Annotated in this window: 25 protein-coding genes; 12 read left to right on the forward strand and 13 right to left on the reverse strand. The window is 66.6% G+C overall.

The genetic code is table 11. The features are described from left to right. Positions 1-6: 6 nt before the first annotated feature. Positions 7-276, forward strand: a complete 270-nt coding sequence (locus tag ACFQPB_RS04255) for a BrnT family toxin (protein WP_382220019.1) — start codon at positions 7-9, stop codon at positions 274-276. Next, entirely contained in the window at positions 260-556 is a 297-nt protein-coding gene (locus tag ACFQPB_RS04260; RefSeq protein ID WP_382220021.1) for a BrnA antitoxin family protein, read from the forward strand. Before ACFQPB_RS04255 ends, ACFQPB_RS04260 begins: the two co-directional genes overlap by 17 nt. A gap of 19 nt (positions 557-575) precedes the next feature. On the opposite strand, the gene ACFQPB_RS04265 is transcribed toward ACFQPB_RS04260, so the two are convergent. Beyond that, positions 576-1,145 (reverse strand): DUF3617 domain-containing protein, encoded by a 570-nt coding sequence (locus ACFQPB_RS04265; RefSeq protein WP_382220023.1) that lies wholly within the window; start codon positions 1,143-1,145, stop codon positions 576-578. A gap of 48 nt (positions 1,146-1,193) precedes the next feature. Further along, a complete protein-coding gene (locus tag ACFQPB_RS04270) occupies positions 1,194-1,655 on the reverse strand; it encodes an Lrp/AsnC ligand binding domain-containing protein (RefSeq protein ID WP_382220025.1) in 462 nt (153 codons plus the stop codon). A 91-nt stretch (positions 1,656-1,746) separates the two neighbouring features. On the opposite strand from ACFQPB_RS04270, the gene ACFQPB_RS04275 reads away from it, so the two are divergent. Then, on the forward strand, positions 1,747-4,689 hold the full coding sequence (locus ACFQPB_RS04275; protein WP_382220027.1) for an L-glutamate gamma-semialdehyde dehydrogenase: 2,943 nt from the start codon (positions 1,747-1,749) through the stop codon (positions 4,687-4,689). On the opposite strand, the gene ACFQPB_RS04280 is transcribed toward ACFQPB_RS04275, so the two are convergent. The 11 genes from ACFQPB_RS04280 to ACFQPB_RS04330 form a co-directional block, all read right to left on the reverse strand. Further along, positions 4,690-5,547, reverse strand: a complete 858-nt coding sequence (locus tag ACFQPB_RS04280) for a pirin family protein (RefSeq protein ID WP_382220131.1) — start codon at positions 5,545-5,547, stop codon at positions 4,690-4,692. It lies immediately after the preceding gene. Between the two features lie 64 nt (positions 5,548-5,611). After that, positions 5,612-6,433, reverse strand: coding sequence for a phytanoyl-CoA dioxygenase family protein (locus ACFQPB_RS04285; RefSeq protein ID WP_382220029.1), 822 nt, complete (start codon positions 6,431-6,433; stop codon positions 5,612-5,614). A gap of 11 nt (positions 6,434-6,444) precedes the next feature. Next, positions 6,445-7,230 carry an aspartate/glutamate racemase family protein gene (locus tag ACFQPB_RS04290; protein WP_382220031.1) on the reverse strand — a complete coding sequence of 262 codons (786 nt, stop codon included), beginning with the start codon at positions 7,228-7,230 and terminating at the stop codon, positions 6,445-6,447. Then, positions 7,223-7,900 carry a cysteine hydrolase family protein gene (locus tag ACFQPB_RS04295; protein ID WP_382201299.1) on the reverse strand — a complete coding sequence of 226 codons (678 nt, stop codon included), beginning with the start codon at positions 7,898-7,900 and terminating at the stop codon, positions 7,223-7,225. The genes ACFQPB_RS04290 and ACFQPB_RS04295 overlap by 8 nt, the downstream gene beginning before the upstream one ends. Beyond that, positions 7,897-8,793, reverse strand: coding sequence for a polysaccharide deacetylase family protein (locus ACFQPB_RS04300; protein WP_382201301.1), 897 nt, complete (start codon positions 8,791-8,793; stop codon positions 7,897-7,899). The genes ACFQPB_RS04295 and ACFQPB_RS04300 overlap by 4 nt, the downstream gene beginning before the upstream one ends. After that, complete coding sequence (locus ACFQPB_RS04305; RefSeq protein WP_382201303.1) at positions 8,790-9,350, reverse strand: nuclear transport factor 2 family protein; 561 nt, start codon at positions 9,348-9,350, stop codon at positions 8,790-8,792. Before ACFQPB_RS04305 ends, ACFQPB_RS04300 begins: the two co-directional genes overlap by 4 nt. Before the next feature lie 13 nt (positions 9,351-9,363). After that, positions 9,364-10,302 carry a polysaccharide deacetylase family protein gene (locus ACFQPB_RS04310; protein ID WP_382220033.1) on the reverse strand — a complete coding sequence of 313 codons (939 nt, stop codon included), beginning with the start codon at positions 10,300-10,302 and terminating at the stop codon, positions 9,364-9,366. After that, entirely contained in the window at positions 10,299-11,216 is a 918-nt protein-coding gene (locus ACFQPB_RS04315) for a polysaccharide deacetylase family protein (protein WP_382220035.1), read from the reverse strand. The genes ACFQPB_RS04310 and ACFQPB_RS04315 overlap by 4 nt, the downstream gene beginning before the upstream one ends. A gap of 2 nt (positions 11,217-11,218) precedes the next feature. Continuing rightward, complete coding sequence (locus ACFQPB_RS04320; protein ID WP_382201309.1) at positions 11,219-11,905, reverse strand: isochorismatase family protein; 687 nt, start codon at positions 11,903-11,905, stop codon at positions 11,219-11,221. A gap of 95 nt (positions 11,906-12,000) precedes the next feature. After that, positions 12,001-13,362 carry an MmgE/PrpD family protein gene (locus tag ACFQPB_RS04325; RefSeq protein ID WP_382220037.1) on the reverse strand — a complete coding sequence of 454 codons (1,362 nt, stop codon included), beginning with the start codon at positions 13,360-13,362 and terminating at the stop codon, positions 12,001-12,003. A 10-nt stretch (positions 13,363-13,372) separates the two neighbouring features. Then, positions 13,373-14,272, reverse strand: a complete 900-nt coding sequence (locus ACFQPB_RS04330; protein ID WP_382220039.1) for a polysaccharide deacetylase family protein — start codon at positions 14,270-14,272, stop codon at positions 13,373-13,375. Between the two features lie 125 nt (positions 14,273-14,397). Here ACFQPB_RS04330 and ACFQPB_RS04335 point away from each other — a divergent pair, with 125 nt between their 5' ends. The 9 genes from ACFQPB_RS04335 to ACFQPB_RS04375 all read left to right on the forward strand — a co-directional run bounded on the left by ACFQPB_RS04335 (position 14,398) and on the right by ACFQPB_RS04375 (position 22,347). Further along, positions 14,398-15,615 carry an ABC transporter substrate-binding protein gene (locus tag ACFQPB_RS04335; protein ID WP_382220041.1) on the forward strand — a complete coding sequence of 406 codons (1,218 nt, stop codon included), beginning with the start codon at positions 14,398-14,400 and terminating at the stop codon, positions 15,613-15,615. Between the two features lie 106 nt (positions 15,616-15,721). Next, positions 15,722-16,591 carry a branched-chain amino acid ABC transporter permease gene (locus ACFQPB_RS04340; protein ID WP_382220043.1) on the forward strand — a complete coding sequence of 290 codons (870 nt, stop codon included), beginning with the start codon at positions 15,722-15,724 and terminating at the stop codon, positions 16,589-16,591. After that, complete coding sequence (locus tag ACFQPB_RS04345; protein WP_382220045.1) at positions 16,588-17,574, forward strand: branched-chain amino acid ABC transporter permease; 987 nt, start codon at positions 16,588-16,590, stop codon at positions 17,572-17,574. The genes ACFQPB_RS04340 and ACFQPB_RS04345 overlap by 4 nt, the downstream gene beginning before the upstream one ends. Next, positions 17,574-18,326 (forward strand): ABC transporter ATP-binding protein, encoded by a 753-nt coding sequence (locus ACFQPB_RS04350; RefSeq protein WP_382220047.1) that lies wholly within the window; start codon positions 17,574-17,576, stop codon positions 18,324-18,326. Before ACFQPB_RS04345 ends, ACFQPB_RS04350 begins: the two co-directional genes overlap by 1 nt. Continuing rightward, complete coding sequence (locus ACFQPB_RS04355) at positions 18,319-19,020, forward strand: ABC transporter ATP-binding protein (protein ID WP_382220049.1); 702 nt, start codon at positions 18,319-18,321, stop codon at positions 19,018-19,020. Before ACFQPB_RS04350 ends, ACFQPB_RS04355 begins: the two co-directional genes overlap by 8 nt. 5 nt (positions 19,021-19,025) lie before the next feature. Beyond that, on the forward strand, positions 19,026-19,787 hold the full coding sequence (locus ACFQPB_RS04360) for an SDR family NAD(P)-dependent oxidoreductase (protein WP_382220051.1): 762 nt from the start codon (positions 19,026-19,028) through the stop codon (positions 19,785-19,787). A 1-nt stretch (position 19,788) separates the two neighbouring features. Further along, positions 19,789-20,115, forward strand: a complete 327-nt coding sequence (locus ACFQPB_RS04365; RefSeq protein ID WP_382220053.1) for a DUF4387 domain-containing protein — start codon at positions 19,789-19,791, stop codon at positions 20,113-20,115. Continuing rightward, entirely contained in the window at positions 20,112-21,539 is a 1,428-nt protein-coding gene (locus tag ACFQPB_RS04370; protein WP_382220055.1) for an acyclic terpene utilization AtuA family protein, read from the forward strand. Before ACFQPB_RS04365 ends, ACFQPB_RS04370 begins: the two co-directional genes overlap by 4 nt. A gap of 16 nt (positions 21,540-21,555) precedes the next feature. Further along, the gene (locus ACFQPB_RS04375; RefSeq protein ID WP_382201333.1) at positions 21,556-22,347 is read left to right on the forward strand and encodes a GntR family transcriptional regulator; all 792 of its coding nucleotides are present in this window, start codon (positions 21,556-21,558) and stop codon (positions 22,345-22,347) included. Positions 22,348-22,355 lie beyond the last annotated feature (8 nt).

Here is a 22,355-nt window from a genome sequence, read left to right on the forward strand (position 1 = left end):
TTAGAAGTGAAGATCAGCTTCGACCCCGCAAAAGATGCGGCGAACGTTGAGAAACATGGTGTGTCCATGGCGTTGGCGCAAGCCATCGAATGGAGCGAGGTCCTGTGTACACCAGACACCCGAGCCGACTACGGCGAGTTGCGTGAAATCGGTTTTGCCCTGATCGGTGACAGGCTGTACGTGGTGGTATTTGTTCAGCGCGGCGATGTGATGCGCGTCATCAGCCTGCGCAAAGCCAATTCGCGCGAGGTGAAGTTGTATGGCCAAGCACAATGAACCCAGGAAACCCGTGGTCCCCACGGCAGCCGAAGACGGCGCGATTCAGGCCGGTATCGCGGCCGATCCCGACACCTTTGAAGTGACCCAAGAGGTGCTGGCTCGCATGCAACCGCTGCGCAAGGTGGGCCGGCCCAAGATGGAGCGCCCCAAGGCCTTGATGACCATGCGGGTGGATGCCGACGTGCTGGAGTCCATCAAATCCAGCGGCGACGGCTGGCAAACCCGCGTGAACGCGTTGCTGCGCGAGGCAGTGAAAAGGGGCAAGCTGCAGGCCTGAGCGGCCTGACGCGGCCCCGTCACTTTTTCGGCCCAGGCCCTTGCATGGGCTTGACGTTGCCGCAGTCGGCCGCAAGCCACTTGCCTTGGCCTTCCATCGTCATGTTTTGTGGCTTGCCCTGGTGCTGGCTGGTCATCACCATCTTCATGCTGTAAGCGGTGTCGCCGTTGAAAGTGTAGGTGCCTTCGCCGCTGGAGGGCGGGTTGGTGCAAACGAACTTCATCTTCATGGTGTTGCCGCTGCGCGAAGTGACGGTGGTGGTGCAGTCGCCTTCGGTTTGTTGGGGCATGTCGTTGCGCGCGGCCATCTCGGTGGTGATGCAGATCTTCAGGGCCATGCCGCCGCCCGCGCCCACGGTGGGCATGGCACCGCCCTGTTTGGCCATCATGTCCTGCATCATCTTGCGCTGCTCGGGCGGCATGGCTGCCAGCTGCTTTTGCATCTCGGCCATGGCCTTGTCCATCTCGGGGTTACCGCCCATTTTGTGCTGAATTTCCCACAGGCCGGGTTTGGTGCTTTGGGCCCAGGCGGCGCCGCTGGCCAGCAGCAGTGCCAAACCGGCCACGGCGATGGGGCGTGATGTGTTCATGCGCAGTTCCTCACAGTTCGACAGAGCCCCATTCTGGCGTTCGACAGCTCAAAACGCCAGCCGCGTGCTGTTTTTCACCTCCTCCATCACCGCGTAGGTGCGGGTTTCGCGCACGCCGGGCAGCTGCCACAACACGGTGCCCGCAAAGTCGCGGTAGGCGGCCATGTCGGCCACGCGGGTCTTGAGCAGGTAGTCAAAGCCGCCGGCCACCATGTGGCATTCCATGATTTCGTCGCGCACCTGCACCGCCGCCTTGAACTGCTCGAACACGTTGGGCGTGGTGCGGTCCAGCAGCACCTCCACAAACACCAGCATGCCCCGGCCCAGCTTGAGCGGGTCCAACCGCGCCTCGTAACCCAGGATGTAGCCCTCGCGCGCCAGCCGCTGGGTGCGGGCCAGCACCGCCGTGGGCGACAGCGCCACGGCCTCGGCCAGCTTGAGGTTGCTGATGCGCCCGTCCTGCTGCAGCAGGTGCAGGATGCGGCGGTCGGTGCGGTCTAGGTTTTCCATTTTTTAACTGCATCATGGCCATTTTTTGGTGAATTATTCACCAACAAAACGCAGAACATCCGTTCATTCACCAAATTCACGGAGTTCTGTCATGCGCCTGCCCACCCCCTACCGCCCCGAGGCGGAGACCGTCGTCCACCGCCTGGCCCAGCTGGATGGCCGGCTCGACTGGCACGCCGCCGCGCGCGTGGCCGCGCCCTGGGTGCAGGCCGTGCGCGACAACCCGCCGCCTTTCTGGGCCATGGAAAGCCTGCTCAAGGAATACCCCATCAGCAGCGCCGAGGGCCTGGCTTTGATGCGCCTGGCCGAAGCCTTGTTGCGCGTGCCCGACGCCGAAACCGCCATCGCCCTCACCGCCGACCAGTTGGGGCGCGCCGACTTTGATGCCGCCGGCCACCCGGCGCTCGCACGGCTGTCCTCCAGCGCCATCGGTCTGAGCAAGCGCTTTTTGCCCGGCGGTGAATCGGGTGGCTTGCTGGGCAAACTGGGCGCCCGCACCGTGGTGGCCGCCACGCTGCGGGCGGTGCAGTTGCTGGGCCACCAGTTTGTGTTGGGTGAAACCATCCAATCGGCCATGAAGACGGCAGCCCAGGCCCGAAAGGACACGCCCAGCCTGACGTTCAGCTACGACATGCTGGGCGAAGGGGCGCGCACGGCGGACGACGCCGAGCGTTACTTCCACAGCTACCAGCAAGCCATCGCGGCCATCGCATCGCAAGCGGATGGTGACGAGCGCAACAACGACGGCATCAGCATCAAACTGAGTGCCCTGCACCCGCGCTACGAAGACGCGCAACACGCGCGTGTGATGGCCGAACTGGTGCCCCGCGTGTGGGCTTTGTGCGAGCAGGCGGCCCAAGCGCGCATCAACCTCACCATTGACGCGGAAGAGGTGGACCGGCTGGAACTCTCGCTGGATGTGTTCAACGTCCTGCTGGCCCGCGTGGCCAAGCAGCAGCCACAGTGGACCGGTTTTGGCCTGGCGCTGCAGGCCTACCAGACCCGCGCGCTGGAGCTGATCCAACATGTCACCCTGCTCGCACGGCAGCACCGCGTGCGCCTGATGTGCCGCCTGGTCAAAGGCGCCTACTGGGACGCCGAAATCAAACGCGCCCAGGAATGGGGCCTGCCGCACTACCCGGTGTTCACCCACAAACACCACACCGACATCTCTTACCTGGCCTGCGCACGCGCATTGCTGGATGCGAGTGACGCCATCTACCCCCAGTTCGCCACGCACAACGCCGCAACGATTGCGGCCATACAACAAATGGCTGCCAAAGCAGGAACGCCATTTGAATTTCAAAGACTCCACGGCATGGGCGAAGGCGTGTACCGCGAGGTACTCAAAAACCCACTGGTGCGTTGCCGCGTGTACGCCCCCGTGGGCGCCCACCGCGACCTGCTGGCCTACCTGGTGCGCCGCCTGCTGGAGAACGGCGCCAACTCCTCTTTTGTGCACCAGTTGGCCGATCCCTCGGTGGGCCTGGAAGACCTGCTGGTCTCGCCCCTGCACCTGGTGCCCGAGCCCAGCCAACCGCTGCCACACGCCTTGTTCGGCGCCCAACGCGCCAACAGCGCGGGCGTGGACCTGACGGTGGCCAACGAGCGCCAGCCCATGCTCGATGCGCTGGCCACCACACCTGTGCCCACCGTGCCCGAAACCGCCCCGGCCGCCCTGCCCGCTGCCTTCCAGCGATGTGCAACGGCCGCCCGCATCTGGCGCAACACGCCGGTGGGCGAACGTGCCCAGGCCTTGCGCCGGAGTGCCGATGCGCTCGAAGCCGAACTGCCCCGCTTCTGCGCCCTGCTGGTGCAAGAAGCCTTCAAAACCTGGGGCGACGCGGTGGCCGAGGTGCGCGAGGCGGTGGACTTTTTGCGTTACTACGCGGTCGAAGCCGAGCGCGTGATGGCGCCCATCGAACTGCCCGGCCCCACCGGCGAAAGCAACACCTTGCTTCTCACCGCGCGCGGCGTGTGGGTCTGCATCAGCCCCTGGAACTTTCCGCTCGCCATCTTCGCCGGCCAGGTGGCAGCGGCCTTGGCCACCGGCAACGGCGTGCTGGCCAAACCGGCCGAACAAACCCCTGCGGTGGCCCAAGCCATGGTCGATCTGCTGCACCGCCACGGCGTGCCAAGCGACGTGCTGCAACTGCACCACGGCGCGGGCGAAACGGTGGGCGCCGCCCTGGTGGCGCAACCCGGCGTGGCCGGTGTGGTATTCACCGGCTCCACCCAGGTGGCCAAAATCATCCAGCGCGCCCTGGCCGCCAAAGACGGCCCCATCGTGCCGCTGATCGCCGAAACCGGCGGCATCAACGCCATGCTGGTGGACAGCACCGCCCTGCCCGAGCAGGTGGCCGACGCGGTGGTGCAAAGCGCGTTCCGCAGCGCCGGCCAACGCTGCTCGGCCTTGCGGCTGCTGTGTGTGCATGAGGCGATTGCCGATGGCGTGATCGAGATGATCCGCGGCGCCGCGCGCGAGCTGGTGGTGGGCGATCCAGCCCAGTTGGCCACCGATGTGGGGCCCGTGATCGACCGCGAAGCCTTCGACAACATCGAGCGCCATGTGGCCCGGCTGGCGCGCGAAGCACACGATCTGCTGCCACCCCAGGCGTTGCCGGCCGAGCCCGTGCACCTGGTGCCACCGCGCATGTTCGAGGTGAAGGCCGTGGCCGACATGACACAGGAAATCTTTGGTCCGGTGCTGCACGTGTTGCGCTGGCGCGGCGAACCCGAAGCGGTGATCGACCAGATCAACGCGCTGGGCTACGGCCTCACGTTGGGCATACAAACCCGCATCGACAGCCGCGCCCAGGCCCTGGCCACACGCGCCCACGTCGGCAACGTCTATGTGAACCGCAACATCATTGGCGCGGTGGTGGGTGTGCAGCCATTCGGTGGCGAAGGGCTGAGTGGCACCGGCCCCAAGGCCGGCGGCCCCCACTACCTGCTGCGCTTCTGCGCCGAACAAACCGTCACGGTGAACACGACGGCGGCAGGTGGCAACGCCACGTTGCTGGCGGGCCTGTGATCAGCCGGGCAACGGGATGAATTCGTCGTGGTCGTCGGGCGGCAGCGGGATGCGCCCGGCACGCCAATCGCCCTTGGCTTGCTCGATGCGCTCGGGGCGCGACGAGACGAAGTTCCAGAAGATGTGGCGTGGCCCCACGGGTTCGCCGCCCAGCAGCATGAGCACGCTGTCCTGCTCGGCCAACACCTCATCGGCACCCTGGTTGAACACCATCAGCTGCCCCGGCTCGGCGATCTGGCCGCCGCTGGCAACGGCACCACGCGCCACGTACACCGCTTGCTCGGGGTACACACCGTCCAGGGTGAAACGCGTGCCGGCGCTCAGCGCCACATGGGCACAAAACAAGGGTGATGAGGTGCGCACTGCGCTGCGCTGGCCCATGGTCTCACCCGCGAGCACGCGGCAATGCAGGCCGGGCCGCTCGATCACCGGCAGCGCCTCGCTGCCATAGTGGGTGAAGGTGGGCTCGCACTCCTCGTCGATCTCGGGCAGGGCCACCCAGAACTGCATCAGCTCCAGGCCACCGCCTGCAAACGACGCCGGGTGTTCGAAACGCTCGGAATGCGAAATGCCACGCCCGGCGGTCATCCAGTTGACCTCGGCCGGGCGGATGCGCTGCACCACGCCCAGGCTGTCGCGGTGCACGATCTCGCCACTGAGCAGGTAGCTCATGGTGGACAGGCCAATGTGAGGGTGGGGCCGCACGTCGGCCGCACGCACCGCCTCGGGCGGCAAGGTCACCGGGCCAGCGTGGTCAAAAAACACAAAAGGCCCCACCATGCGGCGCTTGGCGTAGGGCAACACGCGGCGCACTTTCAGGCCATTTCCCAGGTCGCCCTCGCGGGCCGTGATCAGCATCTGCAGCACGTCGGTGTCCTCATGAACGTTCAGCGATGCGCCCGCTCGGACGCGCCTTCAGGTGCTAGTGTGGCGCAAAACCGGCGTCCTGCAGTGCGCGAAAGTGGGCCAGCGCTTCGGCATGGGCGCGCCGGGCCTCTTCGGACAGCGGGGTGCCCAAGCGTAGCTCGGGCACGAAATGGCCGTGGTCGCGTCCACGAACGCACAAGGCTGAAGGCCGGACATGGCCGGTGGGCCGCACATGGGCGGGGATGTAGCTGATGGCAAACCCAATGCGTCGATCGTCGCTGTCGTTCGATCCGCTGGCGTGCACCAGGTCGGTGTGGTGCAGCGACATCTGCCCGGCCCGCACCGGCATGAAGGTGCCGGTCTCGTGGTCAAAGCGGTCGCTGATGCCCTGGCCCCGGCGGATCATGTTCATCGGCTCAGGCCGGTCGTCGTGCGCGAAGGCGCCCCAGGTGTGGCTGCCCGGCAGCACGCGCATGCAGCCGGCCTGCTCGGTGGCGTCGGACAAGGCCACCCAGGCGGTCACGTGCAGGTGCGGCTCAAGATAGAAGTAGGTGCTGTCCTGGTGCCAGCGCACGTAGGCCGGCGTGTGGGCTTCCTTCAGAAACAGCGTCGAGTGATAGACCAGGATGTCCGGGCCGATCACGTCCTCCACCGCGTCCAGCACCTTGGGGTGGTGCACCAACTGGTCGGCCCAGTTGAACAGCAGGTAGGACTTGGACTTTTCCGGAAAGTCGATGGGCTTGCCCTGCGCTGCCTCCCAGGCTTGCAGTTCGCCGCGGTAACTGCGCACCTCGTCGGGGGTGAGCACGTCGATGGGGAACACAGAGCCGTCGCGCGCGTAGGCGGCCACCTGTGCATCGCTCAGCAGTCGGGGCATGGGGGCGCTCCTCAGGGCTTGGGTGCCCAGGTCTGGGCGGCATCGAACATGTGGTGCAGCATGTCCAGCCGCGGGTGCATGGGCGCCGGGTAGCCCACGCGGCTGTGGCGCAGGCCCAGCGCCAGCGCGGCTTCGGCCATCTTGTAGCTCAGCGGGCCGGGGTTGATGACGGGCACCGGCAGGCGCGCGCTCAGGTAGGCGTGCGACTGGTGCATGGTGGTCGATCCGAGGATCAGCACCTCGGCGCCGTCTTCCTCGATGGCGCGGCGACCGGCGGCCTCCAGCAGCGGGAAAACGTCTTCCTCTTTGCCCGAGAGCAGGTTCTGGTTGTCGGGCGGCACCTCGATGGCGCGCACCGAAGCGCACTTGTGGTGCAGGCCCAGTTCGTCCAGCGCCTTTTTGTACAGCGGCTTCCAGCGGCTGGCCATGGTGAGGATGGAGAAACGGTCGCCCAGCATGAGCGCGGCCAGCATCGATGTTTTACCGGGCCCGAACACCGGGATGTCGAGCACCGAGCGCAGTGCGGCCACGCCCGAATCGCTCATGGTGTCGATGCACACCGCGTCAAAGCCTTCGGCCTGCGCGCGACAGCCGGCCTCGAAGTTGGCGGCATCGGCCAGCACAAAGTCGTGGTGGCTGGAATAGTTGAGCGGGCCGGCCTTGACCGCACGGTACTCAAAACGGATGCCGTCACCGAACGACAGGCCCTGCAACTGCGCCTGGCGCAGCAACAGGTTGTCGGCCGACATGGCAAATGGCACGACCACCAGCACGCGCTGAACCGTGCCTTCAGACATGGGCTGCCCCCAGTTCGGCCAGCGATTCGGCGGTGCTGCGCACGCGGCCAAACAGGCGCTGGAAGTTGCGCATGGTGTTGTGGTGCAGATCTTCGTGAGTGGTGCCGCAGGCGTCTTCCACCAGCGTCACACCGTAGCCGCGATCGGCGGCCTCGCGGGCGGTGGTCTCCACACACATGTTGGTGGAGACACCCGTCATGTAGAGCTGCTCACAGCCCAGCGCGCGCAGCAGGCTGTCGATGTTGGTGGAGGCGAAGGCACCGATGGTGGTCTTGCGCAGCACGTGCTCGCCGGGTCGGGGTTTGAGTTCGTCCACGATCTCGTGCTCGCGGCTGCCCAGGTGGTTCTTGAACTCCACGAACAGCTTGCGCATGTGCAGCGGGGCGTCGCTGGCGTCGGGCAGCGCGGCGCCCACCGTCACGTGCAGCACCGGGCGGCCCAGCGCGGCAAAGTGCTCGCGCAGGCGCAGCGTGTGGGGCAGCACAAAGCGTTCGATGCGGTCAAACCGGTAATCGCCCACGCTGGAGCCTTCGGCCAACAGCTTGCGCGCCAGCGCGCCCTGGCGCGAGCCGGTGGCGTACTGCATGTCGATGATGACCAGGGCGGCGCGCGCGGCTTCCACCGTGCGTTCGGCCTGGTAGGCGCGGATGTAGTCGTTGGAGGTGCTCATGTCGTGGGTGTCGCGGTGGTTTGCTGCCGGTAGCAGTCGATGATTTGCGAGCCGGTGGCGCACCACACGCCGCTGTGGCCCAGGATGTATTCCAGCGCGCGTGCCAGGTGTTCGATGCGGTGCGGCTGGCCCATGATGAAAGGGTGGACTGCGATGTTCATCACCTGCCCGCCTTCGGCATAGAGGGTGTCGAACTCGTCGCATATTTTTTGCGCGAACGCTGCGCCTTCCATGCCACGGCGCCAGGCGATGCTGTCGTTGATTTCCATGCTGTACGGCAGCGAGAACAGCTCGCCACGGCGCACGCGGATGGGTGTGGGCTGATCGTCGTGGTAGAGGTCGCAGAGGTAGGCGATGCCGGCCTCGGCCACCAGATCGGGCGTGAGCAGCGTGTTGGACGCCGCCGGCGAAAACCAGCCCGGCAAATCGCGCCCGGTGTGGCGGCGGTGGATGGCCTGGCATTCGTCGATGGCAGCACGCTCCTCGTCCTCGCTCATGCCCCAGTGGTAGCGCGTGTTGTAGAGGCCATGCGACATGAACTCCCACCGGCGAGCCAGCATGGCTTCGGCGATGTCGGGGTACATGTCGAGCACCGCCATCGAGAGCGACACAGTGCAGCGCAGGTCGAAGCGATCGAACACGTCCATCAGCCGCCACACGCCCACGCGGTTGCCGTAATCGCGCAGGCCGTAGCCCAGGATGTCGGGGTGTGGCACGCGCGGCCAGGGGTTGCGCACGCGCACCACCTGCGGCAGGTACTCGTAGTGCTCGATGTTGGGCGCCACCCACAGCGCGATGCGTGCGCCCTGGGGCCAGACGATGGGCGCACGCTCAGGCCAGGCCGAGTAGGCGATGCGCTCGTGCATGGCCACCACGGCGGCGTCCTCGATCAAGCTCGGGACCGCACTTCGGCCAGGTCGTTCCACACGTCCTGGCGCGTGATGAGGCCGTCCACGATCTCGAAACGGTCCATGAAGCGAATGCCCTCGAACGCGCTGCCATCGAGCCACACGCCGTGCAGTGTGCCGCTGCAATAGACCACCGTGGCCTCGTCGCCCCAGCTCTCATCGAAACGTTCGTAGGTCTTGCCCACACGCTGGTAGCGGCCCCGGCCCCAGGCCACCAGTTCTTCCAGGCGCTGCATGGGCACTGCACCGGGAAAATGCATCACGAACCCCGGCGCCAGCATCTGCTGCGCGGCGGGCAGGTCGCGCGCCTGCATGGTTTCCAGAAAGCGCCGCACCAGAGCCGACGCATCGGGCCGCGCCGGGCCTCCGCCGCTGAACACGCGGCCGTCGCGCTGGTAGGTGCTGGCGTTGCGCACAAACACCACCGTGCCCGCCGCCTGCGCGGCGATGACCGAGCGCGTGGCCTGCGCCACACGCTGCACCAGCCGACCCTCCACCTCAGGGCCGTAGCCGGGCAGCAGGGTGATGTCGATCACGGGCATGGCTTGCTCCTGTTCAGGTCTGGGGTTGCGCCGCGCGCCAGGCGTCGAGGATCTGGCTGCCGGTGGTGGCCCACACGCCGCGGTGGCGCATGATGTGGGCCAGCGCTTCCTCGAGCGCGCCGATGCGGTAAGGCTGGCCGATCACCCAGGGGTGCAGCGAGATCGCCATGACGCGGCCGTTGTCCTCGCTGGCTTCGCGGTAGAGCAGGTCGAACTGGTCGATCAGCGCATCGCGGAAGTCGTCCTCGGTGTGGTGGTTCTGCACCAGGATGGTGGTGTCGTCGATGTCGATGGGGTGCGGCATGGCCACCAGCGGGCCGTGCTCGGTGCGCATGGCGTAGGGCATGTCGTCGTTGACCCAGTCGCACAGGTAGTCCAGGCCGGCCTGGGCCAGCAGATCGGGCGTCTTGAAGGACTCGGACTTGGCGGGCGAGAGCCAGCCGCGCACTTTCTGGCCAGTGGCCCGATTCAGGATGTCCAGCGTCTGCGCAATCCAGGCGCGCTCCTGCTCGGGGTCGAGCCCACCGTGGTGCAGGTGGTCCATGTCCAGGCCGTTGCCGATGATCTCCCAGCCGCGCTGCACGCAGGCCTCGATCAGCGAGGGGTAGCGCACGGCCACCGCCGCATTGACCGCCGCCGTGGCCGGGATGCCGTGGCGCTCCAGCGCCTGCATGATGCGGAAAATGCCCACGCGGTTGCCGTAATCGCGCAGCGTGTAGTGGCGCAAGTCGGGGTAGGCGGTCTGCATGGCGCCTGGCGGCTTGAAGGGCTGGCCCTTCATGTCCAGCGGAAACCACTCCAGCGCCGGCACCACCCAGAGGGCGATGCGCGCGCCGCCGGGCCAACGCACGGGCGCTCGGCGCGGCAACATCGACCAGTCGTAACGCTCGTGGTCCATGCCATGGCGGCGCAGGGGGTACTCAAGGTAGTCGTTGGGCAACACAGCGCTCATGGGGCTTCTCCGACCGGCAGCGCCGCAGCGGCAAACGCGTCGTGGTAATGCTCGTTGTAATGGGCGGCGATCTCGCGGCCGGTGGCCAGCCACACCTTGTCGTGGCTGGTGATGTAGGACAGCGCTTCTTCAAACGCCGCCAGCCGGTAGGGCTGACCGATCAGGTAGGGGTGCAGCGGAATGCACATCACCGTGCCCGACTTTTCGCCTTCGGCGTACAGCCGGTCGAACTGGCGCTTGAGGATGTCGGCATAACGCCGCGGCGACACCAGGTTGACGTTGTAAACGATGGTGTCGTTCATCTCCAGCGAATAGGGGATGCTGGTGAGCTTGCCCTTTTTCACCCTCACCGGGCCGGGCTGGTCGTCATGGAACAGGTCGCACACATAGGTCAGACCCATCTCGGCCACCAGGTCCATGGTGCGCTCGGTGTAGGTCAGCGCCGGCGCCAGCCAGCCGTCGAGCTTCTGGCCCGTGTGCTTCTTGATGGTGTCGATCGAATCCTGAATCACCGCGCGCTCCTGCGCCTCGGTCATGCCCATCAGGTAGCGCGTGTTGTAGGTGCCGTGCGAGTAGAACTCCCAGCCGTTCTCGGCGCAGGCCTCGATAACCTCGGGGTGGTGCTCGCACACCGCCACGTTGAGCGACACGCTGCCGCGCATGTTGCAGCGCTTCATGGCGTCGAGCATGCGCCAGAAACCCACGCGGTTGCCGTAGTCGCGGTAGCTGTAGTTCTGCACGTCAGGTGCCGGGCGCGCCCAGGGTGCGCGAGCCGGATTGCGTGGCGGATTGAGCTCGTAGAACTCCACGTTGGGCGCCACCCAGAAGGCCACACGCGCGCCACCGGGCCATCGGATGGGCGGGCGGCGGTCGTCGTAGGGCAGGTAGTCGTAGAAGCCGGGATCGCGGGCCATGGTCAGCCTCCGGTGGCGGCGCGCGCAGGCACCTGCTTGAGCTGTGCCATGGTCTCTTCGAACGTAAGCACGTCGGCGTACTTCAGGGCCATGTCGTAGAGGTTGGCGAAGTGCGGGCTTTCGTGTTTGTCGGCCACACATTCCTCGGGCACGATGGTGCGGAAGCTGCGCTGCAGGCTGTCCACCACGGTGGCGCGCACACAGCCCGAAGTGGAGCCGCCGGTGACCACCACCGTGTCCACCCCGTGATAGGTGAAGATGGAGCCGAGATTGGTCTCGAAGAAGGCCGAGGCCATGCGCTTGTTGATGATGATGTCACGCTTGTGGTCAATCACCAGGCGGTCGTCAAACTCCGAACGGCGGCTGCCGACCTTGATGTTCTGCAGCGAATCGGGCGTGTTGCTGCGCGTGCCCCACACGCCGCAGTCTTCACCTGAATCCATGTAGGCCACGTAGGTCCAAACCACCGGAAAGCCGCGCGCGCGGAACTCGGCCGCCAGCGCGTTGATGTACTCCAGCTGGCGCGGATCGGTTTCGTACGCAGTGGCGAACTCGCCCACGCAGGTGTAGGCCTTTTGCGGGTCCACGTTGATGAGCGCCGGCATGCGGCCAAAGCCGAAGCGCTTGCGGGTGGGGTTGGCTTTCACTTCGGCAAACAGTTGCCGGGCGGTTTTGTCGGAGGTTTGCATGGCTGGAACTTTCGAATGAAACAATCAGGCGTCGAAGTGGTTGGGCATACTGCATGCCTCTATTTGTTCTGTCAATAGAACATTTGACAACGGCGTTACTGCAAAGGCGGGTGCCGCAGCAGTTGCAACCAGTCGTCCAGCGTGCCGTCGTCCTGGGCCAGCGACAGCGTGGTGTGCAGCACCTGCTCAGCATGGGCCGTGGGCCACACGCGGGTGCACAGCTCGATGAACTTGGCGCTCAGCTCTTGTGGTGTGTAGGGCGAGGCATCGTCGCCGCGGTTGACGCCGACCTCGGCCTGCCACACGCGCCCATCGGTGGTGGTGATGCGGACCTGCGCCGGGCGCTCCTGCGGCAGCCGCGCGGTCATGGCGGTGTCTTCGGTCACGGTCACACGCTGGGCCAGCGCCAAGACGCGCTCGTCGCGCACCGCCTCCCAGGTGAAGCTGGCCAGGCCGCTGCTGCCCCGAACGATGCGGGTGGCCACCGCAAACGGCACCGAAAACTTGGCCGCCAGCGTGTTGCGCGGCGCGGGGTCGATCAGTTCCGCCGCCAGGCCGTAGGTGCGCACCTCAACCTTCGCGATCTGCTCAGGGGCGGGCAAGCCTTCGCGCTGCGCCAGCAGGTCCAGCGCGTCCAGCGTGCCGTGGTTGTAGCGGCAGCAGGAGTGGCGCTTGAAGTAGTTGTGCATCAGGTGCCAGTCGGCGCCCAGGTCGCGCAGCACCTCGGCGCTGTCGTAGCGCTCGGAGACGATCTGCCCGAACAGCGAGGCCACACCGTCGCGCTCGCCGGTGAAGCCGCAGGCCGCCAGTTGTGCCGCCAGCAGGCCGTTGTGGTTGCTCAGACCGGCGTACAGGTTGCGCACCAGGCCACCTTCGAGCATGGTCTTTTTGGAGGTGGCGATGGTCATGGAGGCGCTGACGTTGATGGTCTCCTTCATCAAGGTAGCGCTGTAGCCGTGGGCGCGCGCGCTGGCGGCGGCCGCGCCGATGGTGCCCCAGGTGCCGTGAGGGTGCATGGCGCCGCGCAGTTGTGAGGCGGCTCCAATGCGCGATCCCACCTCGTAGCCCACCACCAGCGCGGCCAGAAAGTCGGCACGCGCCAGGCGTTGGGTGTCAGCCAGGGCCAACAGCGCGGGCAGCACATGCACGGCAGGGTGACCGCGCGAAAAACGGTTGCCTTCGTCCATCTCCAGGAAGGTGCCGGCCGTGCCATTGATCAGTGCCGCAGTGGCTGCCTGTGTGCGCTGGCCCAAGCCCACCAGCGTGGCGCTGCCGCCGCCGGTCTGCCGCGCCACCCAGCGGCGCAACTCGGGTTCGGCCGAGCCGCCCACGATGGCCGCGACCGTGTCGGCCAGGATCCAGCCGGTGTGGGTGTGCACGTCGGCGGGCAAGGCCTCGTAACGCAGGCTGGCCGCCCACTCGCTCAAGGTTTGCAAGGTATCGACAGAGGTGTTCACGGTATCGTGCTCAGACAGAGGTGTTGGAAAAAGGCGGCAGGTCGGGCAGCACGAGTTCGCCCGGCTGGCCCCACGCCACGCCGTCGCGCCCACGCAGCGTTTGAAGCAAAACGCGCAATGCGCCGATGCGGCTGGCCATGCCGCACACCCAGGGGTGCAGGGCCAGCCCGAACACCGCACCGCGGCGGTGCGCGGCACATTCGTGGTGCAGCCGATCGAACGCCTGCTGCGCCAGCGTGGCGTGGTCGTGCGGCGCCATCTGGCGCAACCATTGGCATTGCACGTCGTCCCATTCGGCCGACAGCGGCACCGCCGTCAGCGCCGGGGTGGTGTTCAGCTGGTAGGGCTGGTCATCGTTGCACCAGTCCAGCGTGTAGCGCAAGCCGGCCTGAGCCAGCAGCTCGAAGGTGTCGGGGCTGGTGCCCCAGTCCTGGCTCAGCCAGCCGGTGGGGCACTGGCCCAGCACATCATCAAACGCGACCAGGCTGCGCGCGATGTGGTCGCGCTGTGTGTCGAGCGGCATGTCGCCATGCATGAGGTCGTTGGCCGCCAGGCCATGCCCGATGAACTCGCAGCCTTGCGCCGCGAGTTGCCGCGCCAGTTCGGGCAGGCGATGCAGCGCTTGCGCGTTGGCCGCCACGGCCGGGGTGATGCCGTGCTCGCGCAGCACACCGAGCACCCGGAACAGCCCGATGCGCAAGCCGTATTCGCGTTGCGTCCAGCTGCGGTAGTCGGGACTGAAGCTGCCGAACTCGCCCACAAAACGCGGGTCGCGCACCGCATCGGGGCGCGGCTCGGCATCCCAGTGCTCCAGGCACAGCACCACAAAGGCGTGCAGCCTGGGCCCGTGCGGAAACGTCGCCGCCGGGCGATGTGGCAAAGCCGAGTAGCCGTAGTGGGCGTGATCCATGGGCCAACCAATTGGGGGGTTTTTTGTTCGCGGGTCTTGACACCGCGTTGTCATCGATTCATAGTCTAGCCCAATTGTTCTATGTTTAGAACAATTAATCCACATCCCATTTCCGAGGACACGCCATGACTTCCCAAGCCCGCTTTTCTCGTCGCCTGGTGCTACAGGCCGGTGCAGCCACCTCCGTGCTGGGTGCGCCCGGCCTCCTGTTCGCGCAGGCCAAGCCCATCAAGATCGGCCTGGTTCACCCGGTGAGCGGGGGCCTGGCTTACAGCGGCGGGCAGGGTCGCCTGGGTTGCCAGTTGGCCATCGACGCCATCAACGCGGCCGGCGGCATCAAGTCCATGGGCGGCGCCAAGCTGGAAGCGGCGCTGGGGGATTCGCAGTCGCGTCCCGAAGTGGGCGTGTCCGAAGTTGAGCGCCTGCACCAGGACGGCGTGTCGGCCTACGTGGGCTGCTTCTCAAGCGCCATCGCACTGCCGGCCACCCAGGCGGCAGCCAAGTACAACACCCCATTCCTGATCGACGTGGGCGTGTCCGACAACATCGTCAACCGCGGCCTCAAGAACGTGTTCCGCCTGGCACCCGGCTTCGGCAAATGTGTGGACGATGCCATCGTGGCGCTGGGCCAGGTCAACGGCGCCGCCAGTAACGTGGCCAAGACCGCTGTGCTCATCCACGAAGAGTCGGAATTCGGCACCGGCACCGCCCGCCTGCTGGCCGGCAAGCTGCCCTCCATCAACATCCAGCCGATCGAAACGATCAAGCACGCCAACCCCACGCGCGACTTCTCCAACGTGGCGCTGCGCATCCGCAGCCTCAAGCCCGATGTCGTGATCATGAGCAACTACCAGAACGAGTACGTGCTGCTGGCGCGCACGCTGCACCAGCAGCGCATCGACGTGGCGGCCATGTTCAGCGTGCTGGGCGGCGGCTTCAACTACCGCTTGGTCAAGGAGCAGCCACAGGTGGCCCAGCACATGATGGACTTCAACCACTGGTTCGACCCCAAGAACCCCAAGGCGCTGGAGATGAAGCGCAAGGTCGAAGCCACCGGCAACCTGTTCACCTTCGAGGTGTACTGCGGCTGGAACTCGGTCATGCTCTACGCCGATGCGCTGGAGCGTGCCGGCACCGCCGACAAAGAAAAGGCCATCGCTGCGCTGGAAAGCAGCACCTGGTCCAACCACTTCATGCCCTACGGCGCCACCAAGTTCGTCAACGGCCAGAACACCGGCGGCACCGGCGTGCTGCTGCAGGCCAGCACCACCGACATCGAAACCGTGTGGCCCAATCAGTTCGCCTCGGCCAAGGCGGTCTTCCCGCGCCCCAAGCTGAGCTGACCCCCGAGCGCCCGGCCGCCCGGGCGCATCTGATATTCAAGACCACCAGCCCGCTCACGCCAGCGGGCGGTGGCCTATTGCGCCCCTACACCATCGGGAACTGCACGTGGACCTGACCATACTTGTTTCGGCCGCCCTCAACGGCCTGCTCATCGGGGGCATCTACACCCTGGTGGCCTCCGGGCTGACGCTGATCTACGGCGTGCTGCATATCATCAACTTCGCCCACGGCAGCATGCTCATGCTGGCGATGTTCGGTGTCTATTACCTGCTGACCAAACTGGGCATCGACCCTTACCTGTCACTGCTGGTGATGGTGCCGCTGATGTTTGCGGTCGGCTACCTGCTCTACAAATTCCTGATCGGCAAGCTGGCCAAGGGCAAGGACGAAAACATCCTGCTGATCACCTTGGGCCTGTCCATCCTGATCGAGAACCTGGCGCTGATGTTTTTCAAGGGCGACACCCGCACCATCTCGGTCTCGTACTCCGACACCATGGTCGAACTCGGCCCGCACCTGGTGTCGCTGCCCAAGCTGATTTCGTTCGGCGCGGCCATGCTGCTGTGCCTGATCCTGGGCCTGGTGATCCAGCGCACCGACGTGGGCAAGGCCATCCGCGCCGTGGCCAAGGAGCGCGTGGGCGCGCGCCTGGTGGGCATTGATGTGGACAAGGTGTTTGCCATCTCCTACGGCATTGGCCTGGCCACGCTGGGTGCCGCAGCCTGCCTGCTGATGCCCATCTTCTACGTCTCGCCCTCCACCGGCCATGTGTTCGTGCTGGTGGCCTTCACCGTGGTGGTGCTGGGCGGCATGGGCAGCTTCGTGGGCGCGGTGGTGGGCGGCCTGCTGGTGGGCCTGACCGAGTCCTTTGGCGGCCTGTTCCTGGGTGAGAGCCTGGGCCAGATCGGCATTTCGCTCATCTTCATCCTCATCCTGCTGTTCCGTCCGTCGGGCCTGTTTGGAGCCAAACAATGAACACGCTCAACCGCAGCCAGGGCTGGATGCTGCACGGTGGCCTGCTGGCCGTCGCCATCGCCTTTCCCCTGGTTTTTTCGTCGCCCTTCTGGGTCAACTTCGGCGTGCTGGCGCTGTTCTACGCCTTCATCGGGCAGTCGTGGAACATCGCCGGCGGCTTTGCCGGGCAACTTTCCTTCGGCCATGTGGTGTTCTTTGGTGCCGGAGCATACGCGTCCACCATTCTGCAAATCCGCTTCGGCTTCAACCCCTGGTGGGGCCTGCCGGCCAGCGCCGTGGCCGGCGGTGTGGTGGGCTTCGTGATCGCCTTCATGTCCTTCCGTGCCGGGCTCAAGGGCTCGTACTTTGCACTCATCACACTGGCCTTTGCCGAGGTGCTGCGCATCGTCGCCAACTCGGTGGAAATCACCGGTGGCGGCCTGGGCATGCTGATTCCGGCCAAGCCCAGCGCAGCCAACTTCCAGTTCCCCGAACGCATTGGCTTCTACTGGGTGATTCTGGTGCTGACCGTGGGCTCGATTGCGGTGGCGGTGTGGCTCAAGCATTCGCGCTTTGGCGCGCAACTGGCCGCGATCCGCGAGAACGAAGACGCCGCGCGTGCCCTGGGCATCAACATCTTCCAGGAAAAGGTCAAGGTGCTCATCCTCTCGGGTGCCATGTGCGGCATGGGCGGCGCGTTCTTTGCGCAGTACTTCCTCTACATCGACCCGATGATCGTGTTCGGTGTGGACAAGTCGGTCGAGATGCTGCTGGTCAGCATGGTGGGTGGTGCGGGCACGGTGTACGGCCCGCTGATCGGCGCGGTGCTGCTGGCCGCCGTGGGCGATGGTGCCCGCGTGCTGACCAACGTGCAGGGCCTGTCGCTGGTGATTTACGGCACCTTGCTGGTGATCATCATCGCCTTCCTGCCCAACGGCCTGATCGACCTGTTCCAGCGCATGTTCAAACGCAGCCAAGCAGCGCCGCGCCAAGGGGAGAAATGATGCTCAAGGTAGAAGGACTGACCAAAATCTTCGGCGGCCTGCGGGCGGTGGACAACGCCAGCCTGGAGGTGCCCGAAGGCCGCATCGTGGCGCTGATCGGCCCCAACGGCGCCGGCAAGACCACGCTGTTCGCGTCCATCGCCGGCTTTCACAAACCCAACTCGGGCAAGGTCACGCTGCTGGGGCAGGACATCACCGGCATGGCGGTGCACGACATCGCGCGCCGCGGCATGGTGCGCACCTTCCAGATCACGCAGCCGTTTGCCAAGCTCAGCGTGCACGAGAACATCGCCGTGGGCGCCTACCAGCGCTTTCCGCGCCGCGATGAGGCCTGGGAACACGCGCGCCGCATCGGCGAGCAGGTGGGCATGGGCGCCATGCTGGAGCAGCCGGCGGCCGACCTGACGGTGGCTGGGCGCAAGCGCCTGGAACTGGCGCGCACCCTGGCCACCGGCCCGAAGCTGCTCCTGCTCGACGAGGTGATGGCGGGCCTGAATCCCTCCGAGATCGTCGAGATCATCGAGATCATCCAGAAGATCCGCGCCAGCGGCGTGACCGTGCTGCTGATCGAGCACGTGATGCAGGCGGTGATGAGCCTGTCCGAACACATCTACGTCTTGTCCTACGGCAAGATCATTGCCGAGGGGGCGCCACGCGAGGTGGTGAGCAACCCGGCCGTGATCGAAGCCTACCTGGGCCGCGGTGCGGCCGAGAAGATGGCCGCCGGCCATGTGGAGGCTTCCCATGCTTGAAATTCGCGGCCTGCGGGCCGGCTACGGTTCGGTGGAAATTCTGCGCGGCATCGACCTCGATGTCGGCCAGGGCGAGATCGTGGCCGTGCTGGGCAGCAACGGCGTGGGCAAGTCCACGCTGAACAACAACATCTCGGCCCTGTACCGGCCGTTTTCGGGCTCGATCCGCTTCAAGGGCGAAGAACTGGTGGGGCGAAGCTCGACCGACATCGTCAAGCGCGGTGTGATCCACGTGCCCGAAGGCCGGCGCATCTTCCCCAACCTCAACGTGCTGGAGAACCTCGAACTCGGCAGCCTGGTGCGCGGCACGGCGCGGCGCAAGCAGAACATCGAGCATGTGGTGAGCATCTTCCCGCGCCTCAAAGAACGCTTCACGCAGCTGGCGGGCACGCTGTCGGGCGGCGAGCAGCAGATGGTGGCCATCGGCCGCGGTCTGATGAGCGAGCCCGAGCTGCTGATCATGGACGAGCCCTCGCTGGGCCTGTCGCCCTTGCTGGTGGAGGAGATGTTTGCGCTTATCCAGAAGATCAACCGCGAAGGCCAGTCCATCTTGCTGATGGAACAGAACGCGGTACAGACGCTGGCGATTGCCAACCGCGCCTACATCATCGAAAACGGGCATGTGGCCATGCAGGGCAAGGCGACGGACCTGATCCACGACCCCGACCTGCGCAAGAACTACCTCGGCCTGTGACCCCGATGCGCACAACGCCCCCCCTCGAACTGCAAGGCCGCCGCGTTCTGGTGACGGGCGCCGGCTCGGGCATTGGCCTGGCCTGCGCGGCGGCGGCCCGGACACGCGGGGCCGAGGTGGCTGCGGTGGTGCAGCACGTTGCCCAACGCGCTGTGGTGCAGGCCGCCGCGCCCGGCGCCGTGGTGCTGGTGCAAGACCTGCTGGACGAGGCCGGCACGGCCGCCCTGCCCGAGCGCGCCGCCCAAGTCCTGGGCGGCCTCGACGGCCTGGCCTGTTGCGCCGGCATCTTCTACAAAAAGGGCTCTGACGACACCTCGCTCGACGAATGGCGGCACACGCTGGAGCTGAACCTGACGAGCAGCTTTGTGCTGAGTCGCGCGGCCATCGCCCACATGCGCGCCCAGCGAGTGGCCGATCCCAGCGTGGTGGTCATCAGCAGCCAGATCGGCCACGTGGGCCATGCGCGCGGTGCGGCCTACGCCGCGTCCAAGGCGGGCATCAACGGCATGGTGCGTTCGCTGGCGCTGGAGTGGGCGGCCGAAGGTGTGCGCATCAACGCGGTGGGCCCCGGCCCGGTGGACACGCCCATGGTGGCAGCGGCCAAGGCCGACCCCGCCGCGCTGGCCGCCATGCAGGCCAGCATTCCCATGGCGCGCCTGGGGCAGCCGCAAGAGATTGCCGAACTGGTGAGCTTCCTGCTCTCCAGCCGTGCGTCCTTCATCACCGGCCAGCTCATCTGTGCCGATGGCGGCTTCACGGCCCGCTGACATGACTGAGCCCACCACCGCTCTCGTGGCCCTCACCGAACTCGCGCCGGTGATCCGCAGCAAAAACGCGGGCCCGACCTTGCTCACGCTGGACCTCTTCTTCCGCGACGCGCAGGCGTTCGAGCGCGCGGCCAGCAGCCCTGCCTTGCAGGCCGATGCGGTGGCGCATCTGTACCGCTGCCCGGCGCAGGCGGTGCAGCGCTTTGCCTTGCCCGGCATGGGCGCGATCAAGTTCACCTTGCCGCGCCGAGTGTGCGCCGGCTCGCCAGGCGACGGCGATGTGTACGGCGCGCAGCAGCATGGCCCCTTGCTGGAGGTGTGGCTTTGAACGCAGCGCTGCCCACTGCCCGCGCAACCCGCGCCACACAGCGCCTGCTGCAAGGGCACCGCCCGGGTGCCGAGCCGCTGCGGGTGTTGTCGGCCTCGGGCCAACTGGGCTATGGCATTCCAGCCGACAGCCTGGCGCGCGGCATGGCACGCCAACCGCATTGCATCGGCGCCGACATGGGCTCCATCGACCCCGGGCCGCACTACCTGGGCTCGGGCACCCTTGCTGCGCCGCTGAGCATGGTCAAGCGCGATCTGGCCCTGGTGCTGGAAGCCGCGCTGAGTGCGGGCATTCCGCTGGTGATCGGCAGTGCCGGCACCGCAGGCGCTGCGCCGCACCTGGCCGCCACCGTGGCCGTGGTGCGCGAGCTGGCGGCCGAGCGCGGCCTGCGCCTGCGCCTGGCCACCGTGCACAGCGACGTGCCGGCCAACACCGTGGTGCAGGCGCTGAACGAAGGCCGGCTCGCGCCCATCGGCCCCATGGTCGAGCCCAGCGAAGCCGACATCCGCGCCTGCCGCCACATCGTGGCCCAGTGCGGCACCGACGCCCTGGCCCGCGCGCTGCAGACCGACCCCGACGTGCTGATTGCCGGCCGCGCCTGCGACACCGCCATCTTTGCCGCGCTGCCGCAGTTGCTGGGCTACCCGCTGGCGCTGGCGCTGCACATGGCCAAGATCATCGAATGCACCTCGTTGTGCTGCGTGCCCGGCGGGCGCGACGCCATGCTGGCAGAGTTGGACATGGACGGTTTCACGCTGGAGAGCATGCACCCGCAGCGCCACGCCACACCGGCGTCGGTGGCGGCGCATGCCTTGTACGAACAGTCCGACCCGCACTTTGTGGAAGAGCCCGAAGGCACGCTGGATTTGCGCGAAGCCCGCTACACCGCGCTCGACGAACACCGCACCCGTGTCAGCGGTGCGCGTTTTGTGCCACGCGCGTTGCCCAGCCTCAAGATCGAAGGCGCGGCCCGCGTGGGCACGCGCGCGGTGCTGGTGGCCGGTGTGGCCGATCCCACGCTGCTGCAGCACATCGAGCCGGTGCTGGCGGCCGTGGAGGCCAAAGTGCGCGAGCTGGTGCCCGGCCCATGGCAACTGTTCCCGCATGTGTACGGCCATGGCGCGGTGCGCCCGCTGCCGCCCGAGCACCGCAGCCAGCACGAGGCGGGGTTGGTGGTGGAATGCATCGCGCCCGACTCCGAACTGGCACGTACGGTGGCGGCGGTGTTCAAACAGAACCTGTTGCACCACGGCTACCCAGGGCGCGTGAGCACCGCCGGCAACCTGGCCTTTGCCTTCACGCCCAGCGAGATGGACGCCCACGACAGCCACCGCTTTGTGCTCTACCACGTGATGGCGCAGGCGCCCCTGGACAATCTCTTCCCCGTGACCGTTGAAGACATCAACGGCAGTACGACACACTGAAAAGGGAGGGAAACACATGCCGGCATCGCTGCCACTGACCAAATACCACCAGATCTACCTGGTACTGCGCGAACAACTGGAAGAGGGCCGTTTTGTGCATGGCCTGCCAGGCGAGCTGGAGCTGACCAAACAATTTGGCGTCGGCCGGGTGACGGTGCGGCGCGCGCTGGAGCAACTGGTGGACGAGGGCCTGATCGTGCGCGAGGCGGGCCGCGGCACGCGCCCCACCACCCGCGCCGAGCAGGGCCGCAACCCGCCCGCGCAAGCGCCGCTGGAGCACTCCGGCTCGCGCCTGAACGGGCTGCTGGAGAACCTGGTGCAGGTCAGCCGCAGCACCTCGGTCAAGGTATTGGACTGGCGCATCATCCAGGCCTCGCCCGACATGGCGCAGGCCCTGCAGGTGCCCGAGGGCACCAAGCTGCGCAAGGCCGTGCGCCGGCGCAGCGCCAGCGCCGGCCCGGTGTCGCTGATCACCACCTACGTGCCCGACGAACTGGTGCGCGGCTACGGCCGCAAAGAGCTGGCGGTCAAGCCCATGCTGCAACTGCTGGAGGAATCCGGCATCGTGCCGGGCCGCGCCCGCCAGACCATCTCGGCCCGCCAGGCCGACGCGCAAGTGGCTGCCGAGCTGCAGGTGGCCGTGGGCACCGCGCTGCTGCAGGTGCGCCGCCTGGTGTTCGACACGCAGGACCGCCCGGTGCAGTTGCTGCACGGCCTGTACCGCCCGGACCGCTACGAATACCAGATGGAGCTGTCGCAGGTCGGCGCCATCGACGCGCGCATCGTCGCCAAGGAAATCCTCCCATGACAAGGTGC

Origin of the sequence: Hydrogenophaga atypica (assembly GCF_042665215.1) — a bacterium.
Taxonomy (GTDB): Bacteria; Pseudomonadota; Gammaproteobacteria; order Burkholderiales; family Burkholderiaceae_C; genus Hydrogenophaga; species Hydrogenophaga defluvii_A.